The sequence below is a fragment of the Maribacter sp. UH1 genome (assembly GCF_056839145.1).
The window spans coordinates 1,094,708-1,117,500 of record NZ_CM166387.1; the positions used below are offsets into that span (position 1 = coordinate 1,094,708).

Below are 22,793 nucleotides of genomic sequence, written 5' to 3' on the forward strand. Positions count from 1 at the left end.
GATAAAAACTGTGGGATATACTGGATTCGAACCGGTGACCTCTGCCCTGTCAAGGCAGCGCTCTAAACCAACTGAGCTAATATCCCCTTTATAATTCTTTATAAGGGGACAAAGATACTATTAATCTTATTTTAAAATGAATCGATAAATTGAAAAGTGAAACCTAGATTAACTGAAGTTTAAAAATAATCCAATAATGCTACTATTCCATTATAAGAAATTACACAGGAAAAGAAAAGAGCTGCAAACAGACCTAAATTAAGCCATATACCCGCCTTATACTCGTTCATTAATTTTTTGTTGTTAATGAGAAGGATGATCCCTAAAATCACCAATGGTAAAACAAACACATTAAAAACTTGTGACAGTATTTGCATTTGAATAGGATTAGCTCCATATATTGGAACAATCAATGCAAACAATGAAGCTATTGCCGTTATTATTCTAAACTGTTTTGAATTGGTATCCAATTCACCAGATTGATAATCTGCCAATAATATAGGTGCGATCAATAAACACGGAAATATAGATGACAAGCCTGCACTTAACGTACCGAAAAAGAAGAGTGTAAGGGCAAATTTTCCTGCTACAGGTTCTAAAGTATTCACCATATCCAACACCTTGGTCACTGGTTGTCCTTGATGAAATAAGGCGCCGCAGGCTACAGCCATTACAGAAGCGCTTATGAAAAATACAAGTGTTGCTGCTATTATAGCATCTTTTTTCTGTTGTCCACGATTTTTAATTGTCCATCCTTTTCCTTTTACAAAAAGTGGCCTGGAAAGAAATGTAGCTGCTGCCATAGTGGTACCTACAAAGGCCGCAACCATCATTTGTCCGCCTTCTACCTTTGGTATTGTTGGTACTAACCCTTTTACTACTTCAATTGGCAGAGGATATACCATAAAGAGAGAAATGATAAACGAAAGCCCCATTATGGTTACGAAAATGACCAAAATCTTTTCAAAAAAAGTGTATTTACCAACTAACAACAATCCATAAAATATAATTATAACAGATATTGCTATAATTAAAACAGATTCATATTTAGCGTCTACCAGACTGGGAAAATATATAAGGAATATCTCATAAATGATATTTGCGGAAATACCTAGAATCCCCATTAATGAATTCCATTGACCAAAAGAAATACCTAAAATTATTAGAACAGCAATCAACTTACCCCATTTCAAATGCTTCTTAAAAGCATACAAGGCAGTTTCACCCGTAACCAAAGCAAAGTTTCCGTAAGCATACATTAATAAACCAGAAAAAATACAACTTAATAGTAGCACCCATAAAAGTTGCATACCATAAGTACTACCTGCCACAATCATTGAGGTAACACTCCCCGTACCAATAGTATAACCAATAGCAAAGATACCAGGGCCAAATGCCAATACTAAAGCCAATATTTTTTTCCAAATTGATTTTTTGGCCGTGTTATTTATTTTATTCATTCTTTAGGTGGATTAATAATGAAAAAAAAATTGAATTGATAGTTACTTAAATTAGGAATAAAATAAATATGATTGTTATTATTTATTTTAAACTACTAAATATTGTAACAAAACTGGTATAAGTTCTTAAAGTGTACTTTCATTTTTGCCTTTGCCAATTGAGGATCCTGCTTTTTAATTGCATCAAAAACATCCTGATGTTCTTGAATTCCTCTCAATGCCATATTCTTATCACAAACGTGATATTTTTCAAAATTGGTCAATATTTCTGGTGTAATAATTAGCATAAAGGTATTCATTGTACTATTACCGCTAGCTCTGGCTATTGCCAAATGAAACAACAAATCTTCTTGAACAGCATCTTCACCATTTTCTACCTTTTCACGATAGGCATCTAAAGCACTTTTCATCAATTGCAAATCGTCATCAGTTCTTCTTCTCGCAGCTAACCTTACAGTTTTAAGTTCTAATAAAATCCTAGTTTCTACCAAAGATTTGAAATCTGGTTCATCAAGCCTTAAAATGTCATTTACCATACCGTTCATGGCTACCTGACCAATATCTGCCACAAAAGTTCCACTTTGTGGCTTGGATATTAAAATACCATAAAATTCTAATTTTTGAATAGCCTCTCTTACACTACTTCTACTAACGCCAAATTTATCTGAGAGCATTCTTTCTGACGGTAGTTTATCACCAGGCTCAAGATTTTTATTATTCATTAAATCTCTAAGCTGTACTATAATTTCATTGTGTATTTCTTGATTTTCAGTCCTTGTGAGGATTTCTAATTTCATATATATCTTGTTTTAAGGAAAATCGTCTAAAAAATTATCTATTAGAAATTAAAATTCTTAATGACCTAACATAAAAAATTATAATCTTAATAACATCTAAATTCTATACATCAGAAAATTAATATGAGATTTACCAGCTTTAAAAAAAGCCGGTAAACTCATTTCAACAAATCTAACTCAAACAACTTTCTTATTTATACTAGGTATATTTATCGCATATCACTAATGCGTGACTTCTAATTCATAATACTTAACTCTAGCGAACGCACCCGCATCTAGGGTTTGCAAATAGTTCCCCGCCTTAAAATAGTTTTCAAACACACTCCACTTTTGCATATGAATATCTTCATAAACCACAGAATCAGTTTCATTTAAAATAACTTCCAACCTACCTTCTGAAGCTATAATCTCTAGACTAAATGTATCTGTACCGATTTCCTCTGAAAATGTATGTCCTTCATTATCCTCCCAAGCATCAGTATGCAAAATTTCTTCATCTGTAGCATTAAGATCTTTTAGCTTTTTAGTAAGTACCCTTACCTTACCTTTCTGCCAATATATTTTTAACATTGGGGGAGCATTGTTATCATCCTCTCCAATTAAATCTCTTTGCTCATTGGTTAGCCTACCATGAATTTGCATTACCAAGGTTCTATGAAAATCACCACCTACATCTGTAGTGATTTCAGGCACTGACAATGTACCCTTCATACGACCACCTTCCGTAAAAGTCCAATTTGTACTATTACTACCAGGTACCATTTGTTCTCTTAATTCCGTTCGTGAATAGGAAGAATTAGTTGTAGACGAACCAGGCGTTGTGTAAAACACCAAGGAACCATCCGTAGAATCATTATACATATAAGGTATTAATCTTTCATCAGTAGCATACTCTATAATCTCTGGTGGCTCTACCTCATCTGGACTACCAATTGGCAATGTAACTTTCCAATTACTTAAATCAATATTCGGTAAAAAAAAGTCTACCCCTTCTACTTGTTCTTCTTCAACAACCACTTCCTCTTCTGGTTCTGGAGTTACCTCTTCCTCTTCTTCGACCACTTCTTCTTCCTGAACAATTTCCTCTGCATCCATTTCTGCATCGTTACTACAACCTACAATGGCAAATGCCATTGCAAAAGCAAAAAAATAATTTGCTAAAGTTGGTTTACAGAAACGTAAAATATTATTTGTAATCATATACTTCTTATTAATGCTTTACTTCAAGTTCGTAAAAACTGACCTTGGCAAATGAACCTTCATCTCTGCTTTGAAAATAATTACCTGCTTTAAAGTAATTTTCAAAAACACCCCATCTTTTCATGTTATAATCGTCATAAACGGCGTATTCTGTTTTATTCAACGAAACCACCATTTTACCATCTGTAACTTTCACTTCAATTTGAAACTTACCGAAACCTACTTCTTCTTCAAAATTGAATCCTTCATCATCTGTCCAAGCTTCTTCATGCAATATGCCAAGAGCATTTACATCTGCATATTTTAATTTTTTTGTTTTGACTCTAATTTTACCATTCTGCCAATATACCTTTAATACCGGCGGCGCATTATTGTCTTTTTGCTTGATTAAATCTTTTTGATCATTGGTCAACCTACCATGAATTTGTAGAATGATTACTTTATGATATTTACCATTCTTATCTCTTGAAACCTCATCAACTGATAGTTTTGCCTTTAAAGTGCCCCCTTGCTTAAATGTCCAATTTACATTGTCATTTCCTGGAGCCATTTGTTCTCTTAATTCTGACCTAGAATATTTAGTGTTGGCAGTTGTTGCAGTTGTTGGATACGCATAAAAAGTGAGAGCTCCTTTTGTAGAATCATTGTACATGTAAGGTTTCAGCACCTCATTTGTAGCATAATTCAAAATCTCTGGCGGTGCTACACTTATTGCCCCTCCTTTACCACTACCTTCTGGTATTGTAACCTTCCAGTTACTTAAATCAATTTCCGGTAGCTTAACTTTCTTCTTTCTTTTCTTGGATTTTTTAAGTTTTACATCCGATTCTGAAACGCTACTTTTCTGATTTTGAGAAGTAGCGTTTACAGATAGAAATAGTAATACTAAAAATACCAATATTCCTTTTCGGGTGTTTTGCATGAATAATAAATTATGGGTTCACTGAACGAACCTTCACATTATCTATGTATGCATCTTTTGGTGTTACCGCATAGAACATTATAGCAACTTCTCCACTGTCATTTGCAGTAAAAGGAATCTGCACTAAGGTACCTGCACCATCTGTGGTATCTGAGAACTTACCTTCTGCTACATAGCCTTCGTTAAATCCTAAATTATCCCCTATGTTGTCAACAGCATCTGCACCATCATCATACTGACCATCTAGAATTAGTCCTACTATTTTTCTACCACCAATTGGATCGGTACCACTATCGTCCTTTATTGCATATTGATATTCTAAAATATAATCTGCACCAGGAACCAAATTAAGCTCTTGATATGCATATCTAGAACTAGAAGTTCTTAAATCACCACCAGATTGACTTGATGACCATTTTGCCCCTCTTGTTTTACTACCCGTATCAACTCCATCATAATCTTGGTTAGAGCCATCTGAACTAGAACCAAAAGGATTAGTTTCCCCATCCGTAAATGTTGTCCATTTCCAAAAATCTTGACCATCTTCAAAATCACCGTTCAAAATAGAAGAACCTGTCATTCTTGACATATAAATATTGTCTACCGTAATTGTTGCATGATCATTTGCAGTACCCGTACTTCCTAATTCAAAAAGGATTGTTTCAAATTGCGATACAGGAGATGAAAAATCTGTAGCCAAGTCTAAATCAAAACCTGTCCACTCACCATCTGTTAAATCTAAATCATCAATTACATGACTAGTACCATTTGTACTATCTACCAAAGTTATTTTTAACTTATCTATACCTGTAGCAAACTCAGAGTATACATCAAAATGAATATCATTTGATCCAACACCGCTATAGAATGCGTCTGCTGCAACCACCTCATCACTTAAAGCAAATTCACCTACATCACTATGTAGTCTAGAAAATTCCAATAGATTGTTTCCTGAATCCAAAATTACAGCCTTACCACCTGTACCCGCTGTACCAACAGAACTAGCGTCTGTAAAAATGTTTAAAAGATTATATCTTTTAACTTCTGGTGACGCAGGAGCACTGTCAATAGATTGCACAGTATGCTCTACCGTAATATCTTCATTTTTAACCAGATCGGTTTGCCCTGAAGCTTTAGTGGTAACGGTTATGGTATAGTCTGCAGATGCTTCAACATTAGAATAATCATATGTAGCAGATTCTCCTTGCAATGCTGTTAACGGTGTACTACCATCACCAAAATCAATTACGTACGAATCTACACCAACAGTTAACGGTGTTACTGTAACAATGGTACCATCTCCACTAGCTGATACATCAAAACTTGAAAATACGCTTCCAATAGAACCACCAGAAGAATCAACTGGCTCAATTGGCTCATAACCATCTTCATCACATGACATGATAAGACCAGTTATCAAAAGGGCACTTATTCCTTTTTTAATTAAACTCATAATATTATATTTTTTTATTTTTTGTTAGATGCTTCTTAAACAATTTAAATTTCTGTTCAAGAATATACATGATGTCTTGAAGAGTAATCTAAAAATGAAACTACTGTTAACTGCAGTGGCATTTTTAAATTACATTTTCAAGAATTTTCACTAATTCAGTCTATCAATACTAATTTTAGAGAATCTACATTCTGTTCCTGCATATTCAATATTAAATCTCATGTTCTCTGTATCATCACCTGTTGTAAAAGAGAATGATGTTTGAACGTATGATGAAGCTTGATCAGTTAACGGAATTTCTTGTAAAAGAAAATCATCTCCTGTATCTGCATCTTCTATTAATAATGTACCTGCAGAAGTACCGGTAGTTTTACTTACATACCAGAACGTTATCTCATAAGTTGCACCAGAAACCACACGGATGCTTTGATCAAGAAAGTTAGAACTGCTACTTAGTTTAGCCGCACCATTATCTTCTGGTGGTGTTGGCGAAGAACTTGCAGAGTAAGAACTAGTAGTTCCCCTATCTACACCGGCCCAAGGTGTTCTTGGATCACACAAGAAATCTGGACACTGAAAAGCCGCTACCAACTCATCTACAACCACAACATCTAATGTAACAGTTGATGTAACACCATTACCATCACTTGAAACTAAAGTAACAGGAAATGTACCTTCACCAGAAAACTGAAATGTAGGATCACGATCTGTAGAAGTTTCACCGCCACCAAAATCCCATAAATAGGAAGATGCTTCAGTTGAAAGATCAGTAAAATTTATTATAGTAAAATCTGTTTGATCCGCCGTATAATCAAAATTAGCTTCTGGAAATATCGTATCTGCCTTTGAATTAGAATCTGGCAAATCATCTCTAAAAGTATCTGAACCAACACAACCAACAAAAGAACTTGTAATTACTATACTAAAGAGTAACAGAGTTGTTTTTCGGAAAATATTTTGTTTAATTTTCATAGTTTAAAAGTTTTAAAATTTAATATCCCGGGTTTTGTGTCAAAAGTCCGCCGCTTATATTTATTTCTCTTGCCGGAATTGGCAATAATAATTTTCTAGCATCAAATACATATCCCATTTCAGCAGAATGAGCACTTAGTACAGCTTCAGCAACGCCAAACCTTAGTAAATCGAACCAACGTTGATTCTCAAATGCTAATTCCACTCTTCTTTCCACTAAAAGATCTTCTTTAGTAATAGTTGAAACAGTTGCCGGTAGACCAGCTCTATCTCTAACCGCTTGAAAAGAAGCTAATGCTGCGGCATTTGTCGTTGATTCAGAACCTGCCATTATAGCCTCTACATGCATTAAAAGAACATCAGCATAACGTAAAGCGATATAATCATTACCTGCATCACGGGCACTAGGACCATAAGAAGGTGGTGTAGTCGTAATATCAGAACCTTCCGGTAGAAATTTAATTACTTCATTTGATGTACCAAATGTAATGTATGATTCAGCTGTTCTATCACCACCATATGCAGCAAAATCCAATACTAAATTTTCATTCACAATATTTTGACCATCCTCTGATCCTGCACGAGTTGAAGAAGTAAATTCAGATGAAAAACTCTGACTTTCTGCACTGTTACCAGTTTCATATTGAATAGCAAAAATGATTTCATTATTCAATTCACTATAAAAAACATCGTGAAAATCACTCTCTAAACTAAATGCACCACTATTAACTATTGACTCACATAATTGCTGTGCAGCCGCATAATTAGGAGATGCCAATGATAAATATACTTTAGCCAAAATACCTTGTGCCGCAGCTTTAGATGCTCTTGATTTAGACGAATTATCTAAAACACTCGCAGCTTCTTGTAAGTCTGCTATGATCTGCTCATAAACTTGAGCTTCTGGAATTCTAGTAAACAACGCTTCATTATCCGTAGGACCTACTACATTTGTAACCAATGGCACATCACCAAACATCCTTACTAACTTAAAGTAAGCATACGCTCTCAAAAATTTTGCCTCTGCAGCATATTTAGCCTGATTGCTTTCATCTGCTACATCAATAAAATCCAAGATATTGTTGGCTCTAAAAATTACTTCATACATAGAAGCATAATAATCCTCAGATTCTACATTATTAGCATTTACAACGTATCTGTGAAAATCAGCTTTAGAACCTTCAAGTGTTGCATTTCTTGTATTATCCGTTCTATGCTCTGTTAAAAGATGCTCAAATTGTACACCTCTATTATAATCACCAATATTTGATTGTGTATTACTATTTACCCCTTGCAAGGCATCGTATATACCATAAACCCCAGACAGTACATCTGCATCAGATTGAAAAAATCCGTCTACAGCAACTGCCGTATCTGGCAATGGGTTTAAAAACTCTTCAGTATCACAGGAAACAAATACGGATACCGTTACTGCAACTATTAAATATTTTATATGTTTCATCGTTTGTTTGTTTTTAGATTAAAAATCAACGTTAAGACCAACTGTAACCGTTCTAAATATTGGTGTACCTGCTCTTTGAGAACCATAAGCTCTTGGATCACTACCATCTATGTGCTCTGGATTGAAACCATGATAATCATCTGCCGTGATATATAGTAAATTCTGTGCAGTTGCATAAACTCTTAAGCCACTTACTCCTATACGTTCTGCTACATCTTTTGAAAAATTATAACCAAGATTAACGTTACGTAAAGAGAAATAATCCGCGCTTGCAATAACATCACTTGTTAATACTTTTTCTTGAATGAACGAAACATCAGATACTAGACCATTAGCTACCGCTTCTAACTCACCACCACTTCTTGTTCTATTACCAAACCAGTTGTAGAAATATTGATCTCCAATATTATTAACCTGAGCTCCTAAGCTACCTTGAACCATAAAAGAAAAATCAACATTTCCGAATTTAAATTCGTTAGTGAAACTGTAAACCAAATCTGGATAAGGACTACCCAAAATAGTTTTATCTTCCTCTGTAATTAATCCATCTCCATTTAAATCCTTAACAATCGTATCATCAGACTGACCATTAATTCTATTCCAAGGACTGTCAACATATGTTGTTCTAAAAGAAGTCTCATCAAAAGCCTCTTCATCAACTACGTAACCCCAGAAAGATGAAATAGGCTCTCCAATTCTGTTGATCCATTGAGAGTTTCTACCGTAAGAATCTTCTATTAAGGCGTTGTTAGAATCTCCAAAGCTTAATAATTCATTTTTATTTGTAGATGCTATTAAAGTTGAATTCCAAGAGAAATTTTCGTTAGAAACATTTCTAGTTCTTAACTCAAGTTCAACACCTTTGTTTTGAACTTCACCTAAATTAACAATACCACTATTAAACCCTGATATATAAGAAACCGGGTTGTTCAATAACAACTCATCACTTGTTCTTTCGTAGTAATCAATAGAACCAGAGATTCTATTATTAAAGAAGCCATAATCCAAACCAACAGTCAATTCCTTTGAAGCTTCCCATTGTAATAATGTGTTAGCAATATTTAGTGGAGATACACCGGCTGCAATACTGCCATCATCTATAGAATTTGAATTCTGCAATAACGCTAAGTAAGGCCAAGCATTTACAATAGCATCACCTACATTAAAGTTTTCAGCCCCTGTAAGACCATAACTAGCTCTAAACTTCATGGTATTTACAACATCGCTATTCAATAAGAAATTTTCTTTAGCAACGTTCCAACCTAAAGATACCGCAGGGAAGTTACCCCATTTAGAATCTATACCAAATACAGAACTACCATCTCGTCTAAAAGAAGCATTCACTAAATACTTTCCTTTATATGCGTAGTTAACTCTTGCAAAGTATCCTAACTTTTTAAGCTCTGTATTCGTTTCTGTAGGAAGATCAACTAAAGTAGCTCCTTGAAAGTTTTTAAGTAAATCATTAGAAAAACCACTACCAGTAGTAATACTCTCTTCAGATTTTCTTTTCTGTATAGTAGCTCCTAATAACAAGTTTAAATCGTGATCATCACCAAATGTCTTTGTATAGTTCAAAGTATTATCAGAAATAACCCTTGTTCTAAATCTATTAGCTAAATAATATGAAGCTCTTGAATTACCACTTGCGTGATGTTTTGTACCATCATATCTAGTTCTCTTTCTTTGCTCAAGAGTAACACCTAATTGCGTTTTAGCCGTAAGACCATCTAATAGCTCATAACTTAAGTATGTAGATCCAAATAATTTAGTATTATATTCAAAATGCTCTCTTTCCACATATTGAGCATATGGGTTAGAATCCCCAGAAGTACGAGGTCTACTATCACTACCATCACCATTAATATCTAATTCTACTAAATGGTTTTCGTAAAAGTAATCACCAACTCCAACATCTGGATAAACATCTCTATTTATAAACTGAAGTGATTCTTCTGTATGATAAATAGGTAACCATGGAGATTGACGTGTAGGATTATGAATAGAAGTTGGCAATCTTCTTTGTTTTGTATAAGAAGGAGTAGCTCTAATACCAAATCTTGCTCTTTCACCAATTTTTGAATCCACTTTCATATTAGCAGAGAACAATTTATAGTCATCTGTAATAACAACACCTTCATCATGAAGATACCTTAAAGATGTACTAAACTTAGTATCTTCTGAACCACCTCTAGCAGATAAAGAATGACTAGTTATAGCACCTCCGTCAAAGAAAACATCTTGCCAATCTCTATCAACACCTGTAGCCTGCACTAACAATTGCGCATACTGAGTTTCATTTGAAAGAGTACCTGTTGCAGCTTGTTCTATTTTAGCCCATTCAGATACACTTTTTCTGTAATCATCACTACCATGGGCACTTTTAATACCTGTGTAAGTCTGATAGCTGAATTTAGTTTTACCGGCCTTACCGCTTTTGGTAGTAATTAAAATTACACCGTTAGAACCTTCACTACCATAAATTGCAGCAGAGGCAGCATCTTTTAATACTTCAAAAGATTCTACATCATTCATATCAAGGTTACCAAGAAACTCTGAACTTACTACAACCCCATCAATTACCAATGCAGGACCAGAATCAGCAGTTACCGAACCAATACCTCTAATAGTAATAGTAGGAGCTCCACCTGCTTCAGCATTAGTAGCTTGAATATTAACACCTGAAACTTGACCTATTAATGCATCATCAACCCTTGACACCGCTATTTGGTCTAGTGTTTCGTTAGTTACTTTAGAAATTGAACCGGTAACGGTAGATTTTTTCTGCGTACCATAACCAACAACTACAACTTCGTCTAATTGACTAGCATCTTCATTTAAAGTTACACTAACTGTTTTCTGCGAAACAATGGCTACAGTTTCAGTAGTATACCCTATATAAGAAAAACGTAGAATATCCCCGCTAGTTACTTGAATGCTAAAATTTCCATCAAAATCACTTTGAGTTCCTCTTGTTGTATTTGCTACAACGATATTTGCACCAGGAATTGGTACATTGTTTGCATCTACTACCGTACCTGATAAATCATAGGTGTCTTGTGCAAATAATTGTATGTTGACAAGCAACATTACAACCATAAAAATTTTTAATTTAAAATTCATCTGTGTTATATTAAGTTAGTTCTATTGAATTGGCTTCTGCCATCTTTTTGATCTACTTAAAATGCGATTACATACCTCGCATCATAATCTCCAATATTCCTATACACACACTTTCATCTTAAATCAATGAAAATTCCTATTTTTACAAGGAAATGTGTTTATAGCAATATTTACATGTTTGTGTATTACTTCCCTTCGAAATGAAGTAATTTTTTATTAAAAGGATGGGCGAGCACCCGTCCTTTTTTTATGCAATTTTATTCTAAAGTTTCACGTCATTTTTTTTAGTTTATAAAGGTTCTTTAATTTCAATATTTTAACTGGTTTACCAAATTGGTTCGTCAAACTGGTTTACCAAATATATGTTATTATATTGTTAAAAAAAATTACATTATTGATTTAAAGGGCTGTTTTTTGAGATTAAACAGGATTATAGAATCTAAAATTATAAAATTGACAAAATATTAAGCTCATTTTCAGAAATGCATAATTTAACAGAAACTCCGCTATACAGGACGATCGGAAAGGTTTTCCGTTATCATTTTTTTAATCTTTCTTTAAAATTTGATAAAAACAATATAAATTCAAGTCTCTTAAAAATTTAACATATTTATTAGCCTTTCAACGAAAATTTCAAAAGACTTACTATATGAAATGAATTGAAAACTTAAAAAGCTTTAATGAAAACAAGGGTAAGTAATGCATTAACTACAGCGGAAAGAATAACAAATTTTCACCTAAAATAAAAACAACCAGTATTAGAGTTCATAAAATTCTATTTAACTTAAAAATAGATTGAAATCAGTGTTTGAATTTCTAATTAATACTAATGGTGTAATTGCTTAGGAAAAGGAAGAAAAATAACAATACAAAATAGATAAAATAAAAAAAAGCTTTCATTTTCATGAAAGCTTTTCTACCTGTGGGCCCTACTGGATTCGAACCAGTGACCCCCTGCTTGTAAGGCAGGTGCTCTGAACCAACTGAGCTAAGAGCCCCAATGGGGGTGCAAATATATAATACTTTTACATTTCACAAAAGAAAAATCATTAAAAATTTAAAGAACTTCTGCTACCACAAAATTACTGCCACCAACATAAATGAAATCATTTTTTTTTGCTCGTTTTTTTGCTGCTTTAAAAGCCTTATTTACAGACTCATAAGCTTCACCCTTAAAACCTGAATCAGAAAATACACGTGCTAATTTTTTTTCATCAAGTCCTCTAAAATTTTTTGGCCTACAATAATAATATGTTGCCGCTTTAGGAAAAAGGGGAGATATTCTATTCATATCCTTGTCCTTTACAAAGCCAATTACAATATGTAATTCTTCATATGTCTGTTTTTTTACTTGTTCCATGACAAGCGAAATACCTTCTTTATTATGTGCGGTATCACAAATAATGACCGGATTTGAGCCAATTTGCTGCCAGCGCCCCATTAATTGTGTATTTTCAACTACATGGCCTAGACCGTTTATTATATTATTTTCTGTTACTTTAAAACCAGTTAATGTATTTAAAGTGGCAAGCACACCTTTAATATTCTTCTTTTGATAAGCCCCTAACAATCCAATTTTATAATCCGCATATTCAGATTCTTCAGCAAATATTATTCTAGAGTTGTTCTCTTTTGCTACAGACACAAAAACAGGAGCTGTTTCTTCATTATACTCACTTATAACTACAGGTACATCTTTTTTGATTATACCAGCTTTTTCTCCTGCAATCTTAGCAAGAGTGTCACCCAGCATATCTGTATGGTCCATACCTATATTGGTTATCAAACTAATCTCTGGAGTAATTATATTGGTAGAATCTAAACGCCCGCCTAGACCCACTTCAATAATAGCTATATCAACCTCTTGATCTGCAAAATAGGAGAATGCCATACCTACGGTCATCTCAAAAAAAGAAAGCTTGTTATTAGTAAAAAATAGGTTATTTTCAGCTATAAAGTCAACTACCCAGCTCTTGCCAATCTTTTCTCCATTAATACGTATACGCTCCCTAAAGTCTTTTAAATGTGGTGATGTATATAAGCCGACTTTATAACCAGCCTCTTGAAGAACCGAAGCCAATAGATGACTACTAGAACCTTTTCCATTGGTACCGGCTACATGTATACTCTTAAATTGCGTGTGAGGATTGTTTAAATGCTTGGCAAATGAAGTAATGCCATCTAGTTTTGAATTGAAGGCACTTTTACCCTTATTCTGATACATTGGAAGTTGTGCAAACATCCAATCTAATGTCTCTTTATAGGTCACTCTCCTAATTTGAAGTTTACGACTACGAAACCAACTTGTTTACTTGGTGCGTTACCATCTAAATTCCATTTGTGCATGAATGCAGTTTTCTTTGCAGGCTCTAACAAACATGGATTATTATTAGTTGTACCTCTTACACCTGGCTCGGCACTGATTACTTTACCATTGCGGTCTACAATAATCTTTACCACTACTCTACCAGACTCATTACACTCTTGTTGCACTTGTCCTTTATTAACTAATGACCGACCATTTAAGCCATAGCCACCCGTTCCACTGCCACTACCAGGACTACCGTAATAACTAGTTGCATATGGATCACCATCTGGCTGACCTTTATCCCCTGCCCTATTATCATCGCCCTCACTACCAGATACTGTACCGTCAGACTTATTTAGTCCTCCCATCATCGCATCTAAAGCTTTCTTTTTAGCTTCTTGCTCTTGGCGAGCCTTATCTTCGGCATCTTTCTTTTGCTTAGCAATTTTTGCTGCTTCAGCCCTTTTCTTATTCTCTGCAGCTTCTGCTTTTCTTTTTGCAGCTGCAGCAGCTTCATCAGCCTTTCTTTTAGCTTCTTTTGCCTGATTTATTTTTATAGACTCTTCATTATCTTGAGTCAATAACTTTTCTGCAGGCGCCTCTTTCTCGGCTACAGCTTCCTCCACTTCTTCTACAGGTTCCTCAACAGTTTCAGCAACTTCTTGTATAGTAGGCTCAACAGGGGGAGTATCTAAGGGCTCTGATTGTATCTTCTCTTTGGGCTGTACTTTTCCACTACCAAAATCCATCGTACCAAAATTAACGGAGATTCCGTTCTCCTCTGGCGGATCCATATAATTTAGACCGATATAAAATAAAACCAAAAGCAAAGCACTTAACAACAATGTGGTAAGTGTCAATGATTTCTTTTTATGTTTCGTATCTAAAAATGCCATTTAGTTTGGGCGTACTGCCAAAATAACCTTATAATTATTTCTATTTGCGATGTCCATAACATTTACAGCTTCTTTAATCGCAACACTTTCTTCTGCTCTAAGTATGATAGTAGGACTATCTTGACCAGCTAAAGCCTTTTTTAACTCTATCTCAATGTACTCGCCATTAATTCGTTCATCATTAACAAAGTATTGAAGGTTCTTATCTATACTTACAGATACATTCTGAGTATTTGTGGATTTCCCTTTCGCTTTAGGCAGCAATAAATCTAAAGCGTTCGGTGAATTTGCGGTTAGCATGAAAAAGACCAATAACAAGAATACAATATCAGTCATTGAAGACATGCTAAAGTCTGGACTGACTTTATTTCTTCCTTTTAATTTCATAGTATAAAATTAAAGAGGTTCGTTTAATAGATCTAAGAATTCTACAGCGTTAGCCTCCATTTTATGAACCACCTTATCAGTTCTGTTCACTAAATGATTATAGCCTACATAAGCTATAATACCAACTATAAGACCCGCAACCGTTGTTGTCATCGCCGTATAAATACCAGATGCCAATGAACCCATTTCTGCCTGACCACCACTACTGGCCATCTCATGAAAAGCAAGAATCATACCAATAACAGTTCCTAAAAAACCGATCATTGGAGCCGCACCAGCTACAGTAGCCAAAATACTTACATTCTTTTCTAGCTTATATACTTCAAGCGTACCAGCATTTTCAATTGCTGTATTTATATCATCTAAAGGCTTGCCAATACGAGAAACACCTTTCTCTGTCAATCTTGCTACAGGTGAATCTGTTTGCGCACAAAGTATTTTTGCCGCATCTAATTTACCCGTGGTCACATAATCACGAATCTGATTCATGAAATTCTTATCTATTTTAGAAGCGGCATTTACAGCCAACAAACGTTCAAAATAGATATATAGAGCCACGCCCAACATTATAAACAAAACAGAGATAATGATAACACTACCCGTGCCGCCATTAAATATTAAATCTATTACGGAAAGAGTTTTCTCCTCAGACAATAATTCGTCGCTCGCATCTTGAGCCAAATCCTGGAATAATAACATAATATTCTTTAAGTATTGAATTTGCCTTTATAACGATGATTTGCGAATTAAATTATCCGTGAAGAACAAAATCTCTTAATAATATAAATACGATTGCACCACTAACAAAACCTACGAATGCCAACCATGCTATTTTTTTAAGATACCAGAAAAAATCAATTTTCTCCATACCCATTGCAACAACACCTGCAGCAGACCCAATTATCAACATACTACCACCTGTACCGGCAGAGTAAGCTATAAAGTGCCATAAGGGATTATCTAAAGGTTCACTGAACATACCCATACTTGCAGCAACTAATGGTACATTATCAATTACCGCTGACCCTAGACCAAATAACATTACAACAATATCCGTGTTAGGTATTGCCTCGTTAAGAGCACCCGCAGCATTAAAAAGTATTCCTAAAGATTCCATTGCCGCTACCGCCAATAAAATACCCAAGAAGAACAGAATACTTGGCAATTCAATTTTAGACAATGAATGATGCACAGGACTATGATGACCTTCACTATCTTGACCCTCTTGATCTACAGAGGAAATACTAAACTTCTTATTACTATATATTTCAGCAAAAGTTGCTACTACAGCTAACGATAACATCATACCTACATATGGAGGCAAATGAGTTACTGTTTTAAAAATAGGAACAAATAAAATAGCGCCTAGACCTAAATACAACATTACTCCACTATACTTAGACTTAGAATTTTCACCATCTAATTCACCATCAATTAAACCTTTAAAAACCTTAAATCTACTTGCTATTACAACAGGTACGATCATACAAACCAAAGAAGGCAAAAGTACGTGGAGCACTAACTGACCAGCACTTACCCTGTTTGCAATCCATAACATTGTTGTAGTAACGTCACCTATAGGAGACCAAGCCCCACCTGCGTTTGCCGTAATTACTATCATACCTGCAAACCATAATTTTGTTTCCCTATCCTTAATTACTTTTTGAAGTATGGTAATTAAAACAATTGTCGCCGTTAAGTTATCTATGATAGCAGACAATACGAATGCCAATATTGAAAATAACCAAAGTAATTTTCCTTTTTGCTTTGTCTTAATAAAACCCTTTATAGTTGCAAAACCATCAAAATAATCAATAATTTCCACAATGGTCATCGCTCCTAAAAGAAAGAAAAGAATCTCTGCTGTTTTACCTAAATGATGCAATAGAGACTCCTCCATCATATGCATCCTATCTAAATGCTCAAAATTACTAAACCCTTCTACAAGACTTTGCTGAGCAGAATCAAACCAGTTTTCATAGCCATCTATTCCAAGAGCAATAAGTGCCCAAAGTATAGCCATCATAGCTAGTGCCGGGATTAATTTATCTATTTTAAGATTGTGTTCTAAGGTAATGGCAAGGTATCCTGCCAAAAAAACAATAACAATGATGGTTTCCATATTCGTTGGTTTTTTGAGTAACTAGTTAGCAGTTGTAAATATAGGTTCTAATTATAATAAATAGATGTGCCAAATATATTTAAAATTGTCTGTGAATTCCTAATGAATTGACAATAATACCGAAGATATTTGACTTCCAAATACTTAAATCGACCCTAATATAAATTTAACAAGTTTTTAGTGACCACATTTTAACGCATAAGAAAATGTTAAATATCAACCCTCGTCTTAATACGAGACAACAATTGTTACAAATTGCTTCAAAAGGAGTGGTTTAAGTATCATATTTAACTAGTATATCTCTATCTTTGAGAAGTTAACCTTTATATATATTTAGATGGATTTTTCATTAAATGAAGAACAAAAACTTATACAAGAAGCTGCTCGTGATTTTGCTCAAACCGAGCTATTAGCAGAAGTAATTGAACGTGATGACGAACAAAGATTCCCAAAAGAAGAAATTAAAAAACTAGGAGAACTGGGTTTTTTGGGCATGATGGTAGACCCCAAGTACGGCGGTAGCGGACTTGATACCCTTTCATATGTTATAGCTATGGAAGAAATTTCTAAAATTGACGCATCAACTTCAGTAGTAATGTCCGTAAATAATTCTTTGGTATGCTGGGGATTAGAAAAATTCGGTACTGAAGCTCAAAAAGAAAAATATCTTACAAAGCTTTCTACAGGAGAACAAATAGGAGCGTTCTGCCTTTCTGAACCAGAAGCTGGAAGTGATGCCACTTCTCAAAAAACAACCGCCATAGATATGGGCGACCATTATATTGTTAATGGAACCAAAAATTGGATTACCAATGGTGGTACCGCAAGTACATATATTGTTATTGCCCAAACTGACAAGGATAAAAAGCACAGAGGCATAAATGCTTTAATTATTGAAAAAGGTACTCCGGGATTTGAAATAGGACCTAAAGAAAACAAATTAGGTATTAGAGGCAGCGATACACATTCATTAATATTTAATGATGTAAAGGTCCCTAAAGAAAATAGAATTGGCGAAGATGGTTTTGGTTTTAAATTCGCTATGAAAACTTTAGCAGGTGGTCGTATTGGTATTGCCGCTCAAGCATTAGGTATTGCTGCAGGTGCATATGAACTAGCTTTAAAATACTCAAAAGAACGTAAAGCTTTCGGTACTGAAATTAGCAACCACCAAGCTATCGCATTTAAACTTGCAGATATGCACACCGAAATTCAAGCTGCTAGATTACTCGTATACCAATCTGCAATTGATAAGGACAATGGTAATGATTATGACCTTTCTGGTGCAATGGCAAAACTATACGCATCAAAAGTCGCTATGGAAACCACAGTTGAAGCCGTTCAAATACATGGTGGAAACGGATTTGTAAAAGATTACCATGTAGAACGATTAATGAGAGATGCAAAAATTACTCAGATATATGAAGGTACTTCTGAAATACAAAAAATCGTAATTTCAAGAAGTATTTTAAAGTAAAAATTAGATGGTCTTCAATTCACCCCTATTTTTTACAGGGGTGAATTTAATTATAGCACAATCTTAATTTGTTAACCTCTCAATAAAGTTAGACTTTATTGTTAGAAAGTTGCAAAAACTACAATTCACCCCCTACTTCATCCATACTTTTCAATAATATTAACTTAAATTTATCAATCTGATAAATTGAAGGTTTTAAAAATCCATAATTGTAGATTTTTTAAGCTTTTATTTATTTCGTTGAATTTTTTACTTGAATTTGTTCCAATCATTGAATATAATTCAATTAAATTGATATTTTTGAAGAAATACCACAAAGGATGACACTGAAGAAGCAAGGATTATATCTACCGGAATTTGAACATGATAACTGTGGGGCTGGTTTTATATGCAGTCTTAAAGGAAAAAAATCTAACGACATTATTCATAAAGCGTTAGAAATACTTGAACGTTTAGAACATAGAGGGGCAGTAAGTGCCGATGGTAAAACAGGAGATGGGGCAGGTATATTAATAGATATACCACATGATTTTTTTCAGGCTGTTTGTAATTTCGACCTGCCTAAGGCTGGTGATTATGCAGTTGGTAATATTTTCTTCCCTAGAAAAGAAAACCAAAGAGATTTTTGTATTTCGGTTTTTGAAGAAAATATTAAAAAGCAAGGTTTAAAATTATTAGGATGGAGAGATGTACCGGTAAACAGATCCATACCTGGTAGAATTGCTGCTGAAACCGAACCTTTTGTCAAACAAATATTTGTAGCAAAAGAAAGTGACGATCAAGACTATTTTGATTTTAACTTAAAACTTTTCATTGCAAGAAAAGTAACTGAGCATACTATCATAAAATCTAAATTATCTGAAAGCAAGTTCTTTTATGTACCTAGCTTATCTACCAAGATAATTATATTTAAAGGGCTACTAATGCCTTTAGACATTAGCCTATACTATTCTGACCTTATGGATTCTAGAGTAGTTACTAGATTGGCATTGGTACACCAACGTTTCTCTACAAATACTTTCCCTACTTGGGATTTGGCACAACCATTTAGATATATGTGTCATAATGGTGAAATAAACACCCTAAGAGGTAACGTTACCCGCATGTTCTCTAGAGAAGAATTGCTGAAGAGCGAGATGTTTGGAGATGAAATAAAGAATGTTCTTCCTATAATACTACCAGGAAAGTCTGATTCCGCTACCATGGATATGGTTGTTGAACTTCTATTGATGACAGGCAGATCATTACCAGAAGTAATGATGATATTAGTTCCTGAAGCATGGGAGAAAAATACCGAAATGTCTGAAGCTAAAAGATCATTTTATGAGTATCACTCATGTATGATGGAACCATGGGATGGACCAGCTTCTATTCCTTTTACTGACGGAAACTTTATTGGTGCCGTATTAGATAGAAACGGACTAAGACCATCTAGGTACACAGTTACCAAAGATGACTACGTAGTAATGTCCTCTGAAACAGGTGTTGTAGATATTGCTCCAGATAATGTAGAATTCCACGGAAGGTTACAGCCAGGAAAAATGTTCTTGGTAAACATGGAAGAAGGTAGAATTGTTAACGATGAAGAAATTAAAGAGAACATCGCGCAAAAATTTCCTTATAAGAAGTGGTTAAATGACAACCTTGTTCACTTAAAAGACATTCCGTATAACGATTGTCCTTTATTTTTAGGCGAGGAAACTTTAGAGAATAGAAAATCTGTTTTTGGGTATACATTAGAAGACATAAATACCATTGTACTCCCAATGGCAAAAGCCGGAAAAGAACCTATTGGTTCAATGGGATCTGATACACCTATTGCTGTTTTATCTCAACGACCTCAGTTAATTTACAATTATTTCAAGCAATTATTCGCTCAGGTAACCAATCCTCCTTTAGATGGTATACGTGAAGAACTGATTACAGATATCAGCTTAACTTTAGGTAGCGATCATAATATATTTGAGTTTTCAGAATTACATTGTAGAAAACTTAAAATTCAAAATCCTGTAATTTCTAAAGAGGATTTAGATAAAATTAAAAATTACGATGTAAGCCCTGACTATAAGGTAGTTTCAATATCAATGTTGTATTCCATTAAACAAGGACACAATGGTCTTGAAGACGCTTTACAATCTGTATTAAATCAAGCTTCCAAAGCAGTTGATGATGGAGCAAACATTATTATTCTTTCAGATAGAAATGTTACGAAAGATATGGCTCCTATACCTGCATTACTAGCTTGTTCTTTTGTAAATAGTGGATTACAGAAACTTGGCAAACGTTCAAAATTAAGTGTTATTATAGAATCTGCAGAGCCACGTGAAGTACATCATTTTGCTTTATTATTTGGTTTTGGCGCTAGTGCTATTAACCCATATTTGGTTAATGAAATTATTGCAGAGCAAATAGAAGAGCATGATATTACTGAAATATCTTTTGACGACGCTATTAAAAATTACAATAAAGCTGTTGGAAAAGGAATCTTAAAAGTGATGAACAAAATTGGTATTTCAACACTTAATTCATATCGTGGTTCCCAGCTTTTTGAATGTATAGGAATCAACACCAAAGTAGTTGAAAAATACTTTCCTAACACCCCTACTCGTATTCAGGGTATTGGTCTTTATCAAATTGAAAAAGAAATTGCCTTACGTCACCATAAGACTTTTAGCAAACAACATATTGATGCTAGTTTAGATTTAGAAATTGGCGGTGAATATAGATGGAGAAGAGATGGTGAAAAACATATGTTTAACCCACTATCTATTGCAAAACTTCAAAAATCAGTTCGAAATAACGAGCCAGATACCTACAAAGAGTATTCTAGTATGGTTAATGAGCAATCAAAAAACCTTATGACTATAAGAGGTCTCTTTGAATTCTCTAACTATGATCCTATTCCTCTAAAAGATGTGGAACCATGGACTGAAATTGTAAAAAGGTTTAAAACCGGTGCAATGTCTTACGGATCTATTAGTAAAGAAGCTCACGAGAATTTAGCGATTGCCATGAACCGTATTGGCGGAAAGAGCAATTCTGGTGAAGGTGGAGAAGATCAAAATAGATTTTACAAAAATTCTACCGGTGACTGGAGAAACAGTGCAATAAAACAAGTTGCTTCTGGTAGATTTGGAGTAACCTCTAATTACCTAACCAACGCAAAAGAAATTCAGATTAAAATGGCACAGGGTGCCAAACCAGGTGAAGGCGGTCAATTACCAGGTCCTAAAGTAAATCCTGAAATTGCCAAAACAAGAAATTCTACTCCCTATGTAGGTTTAATTTCTCCACCGCCGCATCACGATATCTATTCTATTGAAGATTTATCTCAGCTTATTTATGATTTAAAATCCGCTAACAGAAAGGCAAGAGTTAATGTAAAATTAGTTTCTGAAGTAGGTGTAGGTACCGTTGCAGCAGGTGTCGCAAAAGCAAAGGCTGATGTTGTTCTAGTTTCTGGTTTTGATGGTGGTACTGGTGCTTCTCCTCTGACATCTCTAAAACATTGTGGTTTACCTTGGGAACTTGGTATTGCAGAGGCACAACAAACACTTGTTTTAAATGATTTGAGAAACCGTATAGTTCTTGAATGTGATGGACAATTGAAAACCGGTAGAGATGTTGCCGTTGCCTGTCTATTAGGTGCAGAAGAATTTGGTTTCGCAACTGCTCCTCTAGTAGCTTCTGGTTGCATAATGATGCGTGTATGCCACTTAAATACTTGCCCTGTTGGTATTGCAACTCAAAATCCTGAATTGAGAAAGAAATTTAAGGGTAAACCTGAACATGTTGTTAACTACATGTATTTTGTAGCACAAGAATTACGTGAAATTATGGCGCAACTTGGCTTTAAGACCATTAATGAAATGGTTGGTCAGGTTCAAAAATTAGATCGTAAGAAAGCTATTGATCATTATAAAGCTGCTGGTATAGATTTAACGCCTATTTTACATCAAGTAGATGTACCTAAAGGAACTAAATTTTACAATACGGAAAAACAAAAACACGATATAGACAAATCAATAGAATTTGATATTATAGCAAAAGCTAATCCATCTTTATTTAGAAAAGAGAAATTAACTTTAGATTACCCAATTTGTAATACTGATCGTGCAGTTGGTGCAATTATCAGTAATGAAATTTCTAAAACCTACGGTGCAGAAGGATTACCAATCAACACGTTAAGATTGAATTTCACAGGTTCTGCCGGT

15 protein-coding genes and 2 tRNA genes (1 of these 17 cut by a window edge) are annotated in these 22,793 nt (G+C 34.5%); 2 read left to right on the forward strand and 15 right to left on the reverse strand.

The annotated features are described in order from the left end of the window. Nucleotides 1-11 precede the first annotated feature (11 nt). The 15 genes from UH1x_RS04800 to nhaD form a co-directional block, all read right to left on the reverse strand. A tRNA-Val gene (locus UH1x_RS04800) sits at nt 12-86 on the reverse strand. Nucleotides 87-179: 93 nt separating this feature from the next. Beyond that, nucleotides 180-1,460, reverse strand: a complete 1,281-nt coding sequence (locus tag UH1x_RS04805) for an Nramp family divalent metal transporter (protein ID WP_482625477.1) — start codon at nt 1,458-1,460, stop codon at nt 180-182. Between the two features lie 95 nt (nt 1,461-1,555). Next, nucleotides 1,556-2,257 carry a FadR/GntR family transcriptional regulator gene (locus UH1x_RS04810; protein WP_036156384.1) on the reverse strand — a complete coding sequence of 234 codons (702 nt, stop codon included), beginning with the start codon at nt 2,255-2,257 and terminating at the stop codon, nt 1,556-1,558. A 222-nt stretch (nt 2,258-2,479) separates the two neighbouring features. Next, nucleotides 2,480-3,457, reverse strand: a complete 978-nt coding sequence (locus UH1x_RS04815; RefSeq protein WP_482625479.1) for a polysaccharide lyase family 7 protein — start codon at nt 3,455-3,457, stop codon at nt 2,480-2,482. Nucleotides 3,458-3,467: 10 nt separating this feature from the next. After that, complete coding sequence (locus UH1x_RS04820; RefSeq protein ID WP_482625481.1) at nt 3,468-4,379, reverse strand: polysaccharide lyase family 7 protein; 912 nt, start codon at nt 4,377-4,379, stop codon at nt 3,468-3,470. A 10-nt stretch (nt 4,380-4,389) separates the two neighbouring features. After that, on the reverse strand, nt 4,390-5,832 hold the full coding sequence (locus UH1x_RS04825) for a hypothetical protein (protein WP_482625483.1): 1,443 nt from the start codon (nt 5,830-5,832) through the stop codon (nt 4,390-4,392). A gap of 150 nt (nt 5,833-5,982) precedes the next feature. Then, nucleotides 5,983-6,804: a PKD domain-containing protein gene (locus UH1x_RS04830; protein WP_303600353.1), complete on the reverse strand. Its 822-nt coding sequence runs from the start codon at nt 6,802-6,804 to the stop codon at nt 5,983-5,985. Nucleotides 6,805-6,823: 19 nt separating this feature from the next. Continuing rightward, nucleotides 6,824-8,266, reverse strand: a complete 1,443-nt coding sequence (locus UH1x_RS04835; protein ID WP_482625484.1) for a RagB/SusD family nutrient uptake outer membrane protein — start codon at nt 8,264-8,266, stop codon at nt 6,824-6,826. Between the two features lie 18 nt (nt 8,267-8,284). After that, the gene (locus UH1x_RS04840; RefSeq protein WP_482625486.1) at nt 8,285-11,389 is read right to left on the reverse strand and encodes a SusC/RagA family TonB-linked outer membrane protein; all 3,105 of its coding nucleotides are present in this window, start codon (nt 11,387-11,389) and stop codon (nt 8,285-8,287) included. Nucleotides 11,390-12,312: 923 nt separating this feature from the next. After that, a tRNA-Val gene (locus UH1x_RS04845) sits at nt 12,313-12,387 on the reverse strand. 59 nt (nt 12,388-12,446) lie between these two features. Further along, nucleotides 12,447-13,658, reverse strand: coding sequence for a bifunctional folylpolyglutamate synthase/dihydrofolate synthase (locus UH1x_RS04850; RefSeq protein WP_482625488.1), 1,212 nt, complete (start codon nt 13,656-13,658; stop codon nt 12,447-12,449). Next, complete coding sequence (locus UH1x_RS04855) at nt 13,655-14,593, reverse strand: energy transducer TonB (RefSeq protein WP_482625490.1); 939 nt, start codon at nt 14,591-14,593, stop codon at nt 13,655-13,657. Before UH1x_RS04855 ends, UH1x_RS04850 begins: the two co-directional genes overlap by 4 nt. Further along, on the reverse strand, nt 14,594-14,980 hold the full coding sequence (locus UH1x_RS04860; RefSeq protein ID WP_027068115.1) for an ExbD/TolR family protein: 387 nt from the start codon (nt 14,978-14,980) through the stop codon (nt 14,594-14,596). It lies immediately after the preceding gene. Nucleotides 14,981-14,989: 9 nt separating this feature from the next. Next, complete coding sequence (locus UH1x_RS04865; protein ID WP_405413079.1) at nt 14,990-15,679, reverse strand: MotA/TolQ/ExbB proton channel family protein; 690 nt, start codon at nt 15,677-15,679, stop codon at nt 14,990-14,992. Nucleotides 15,680-15,731: 52 nt separating this feature from the next. After that, nucleotides 15,732-17,102 carry a sodium:proton antiporter NhaD gene (nhaD, locus tag UH1x_RS04870; RefSeq protein ID WP_482625493.1) on the reverse strand — a complete coding sequence of 457 codons (1,371 nt, stop codon included), beginning with the start codon at nt 17,100-17,102 and terminating at the stop codon, nt 15,732-15,734. 337 nt (nt 17,103-17,439) lie between these two features. On the opposite strand from nhaD, the gene UH1x_RS04875 reads away from it, so the two are divergent. Both UH1x_RS04875 and gltB read left to right on the forward strand, forming a co-directional pair. Then, a complete protein-coding gene (locus UH1x_RS04875) occupies nt 17,440-18,579 on the forward strand; it encodes an acyl-CoA dehydrogenase (protein ID WP_482625494.1) in 1,140 nt (379 codons plus the stop codon). Between the two features lie 320 nt (nt 18,580-18,899). Continuing rightward, nucleotides 18,900-22,793, forward strand: the 5' portion of a protein-coding gene (gltB, locus tag UH1x_RS04880; protein WP_482625495.1) for a glutamate synthase large subunit. Its footprint extends 615 nt past the window's final position; only the first 3,894 of its 4,509 coding nucleotides appear in the window; its start codon is at nt 18,900-18,902; its stop codon lies off the right edge, out of view.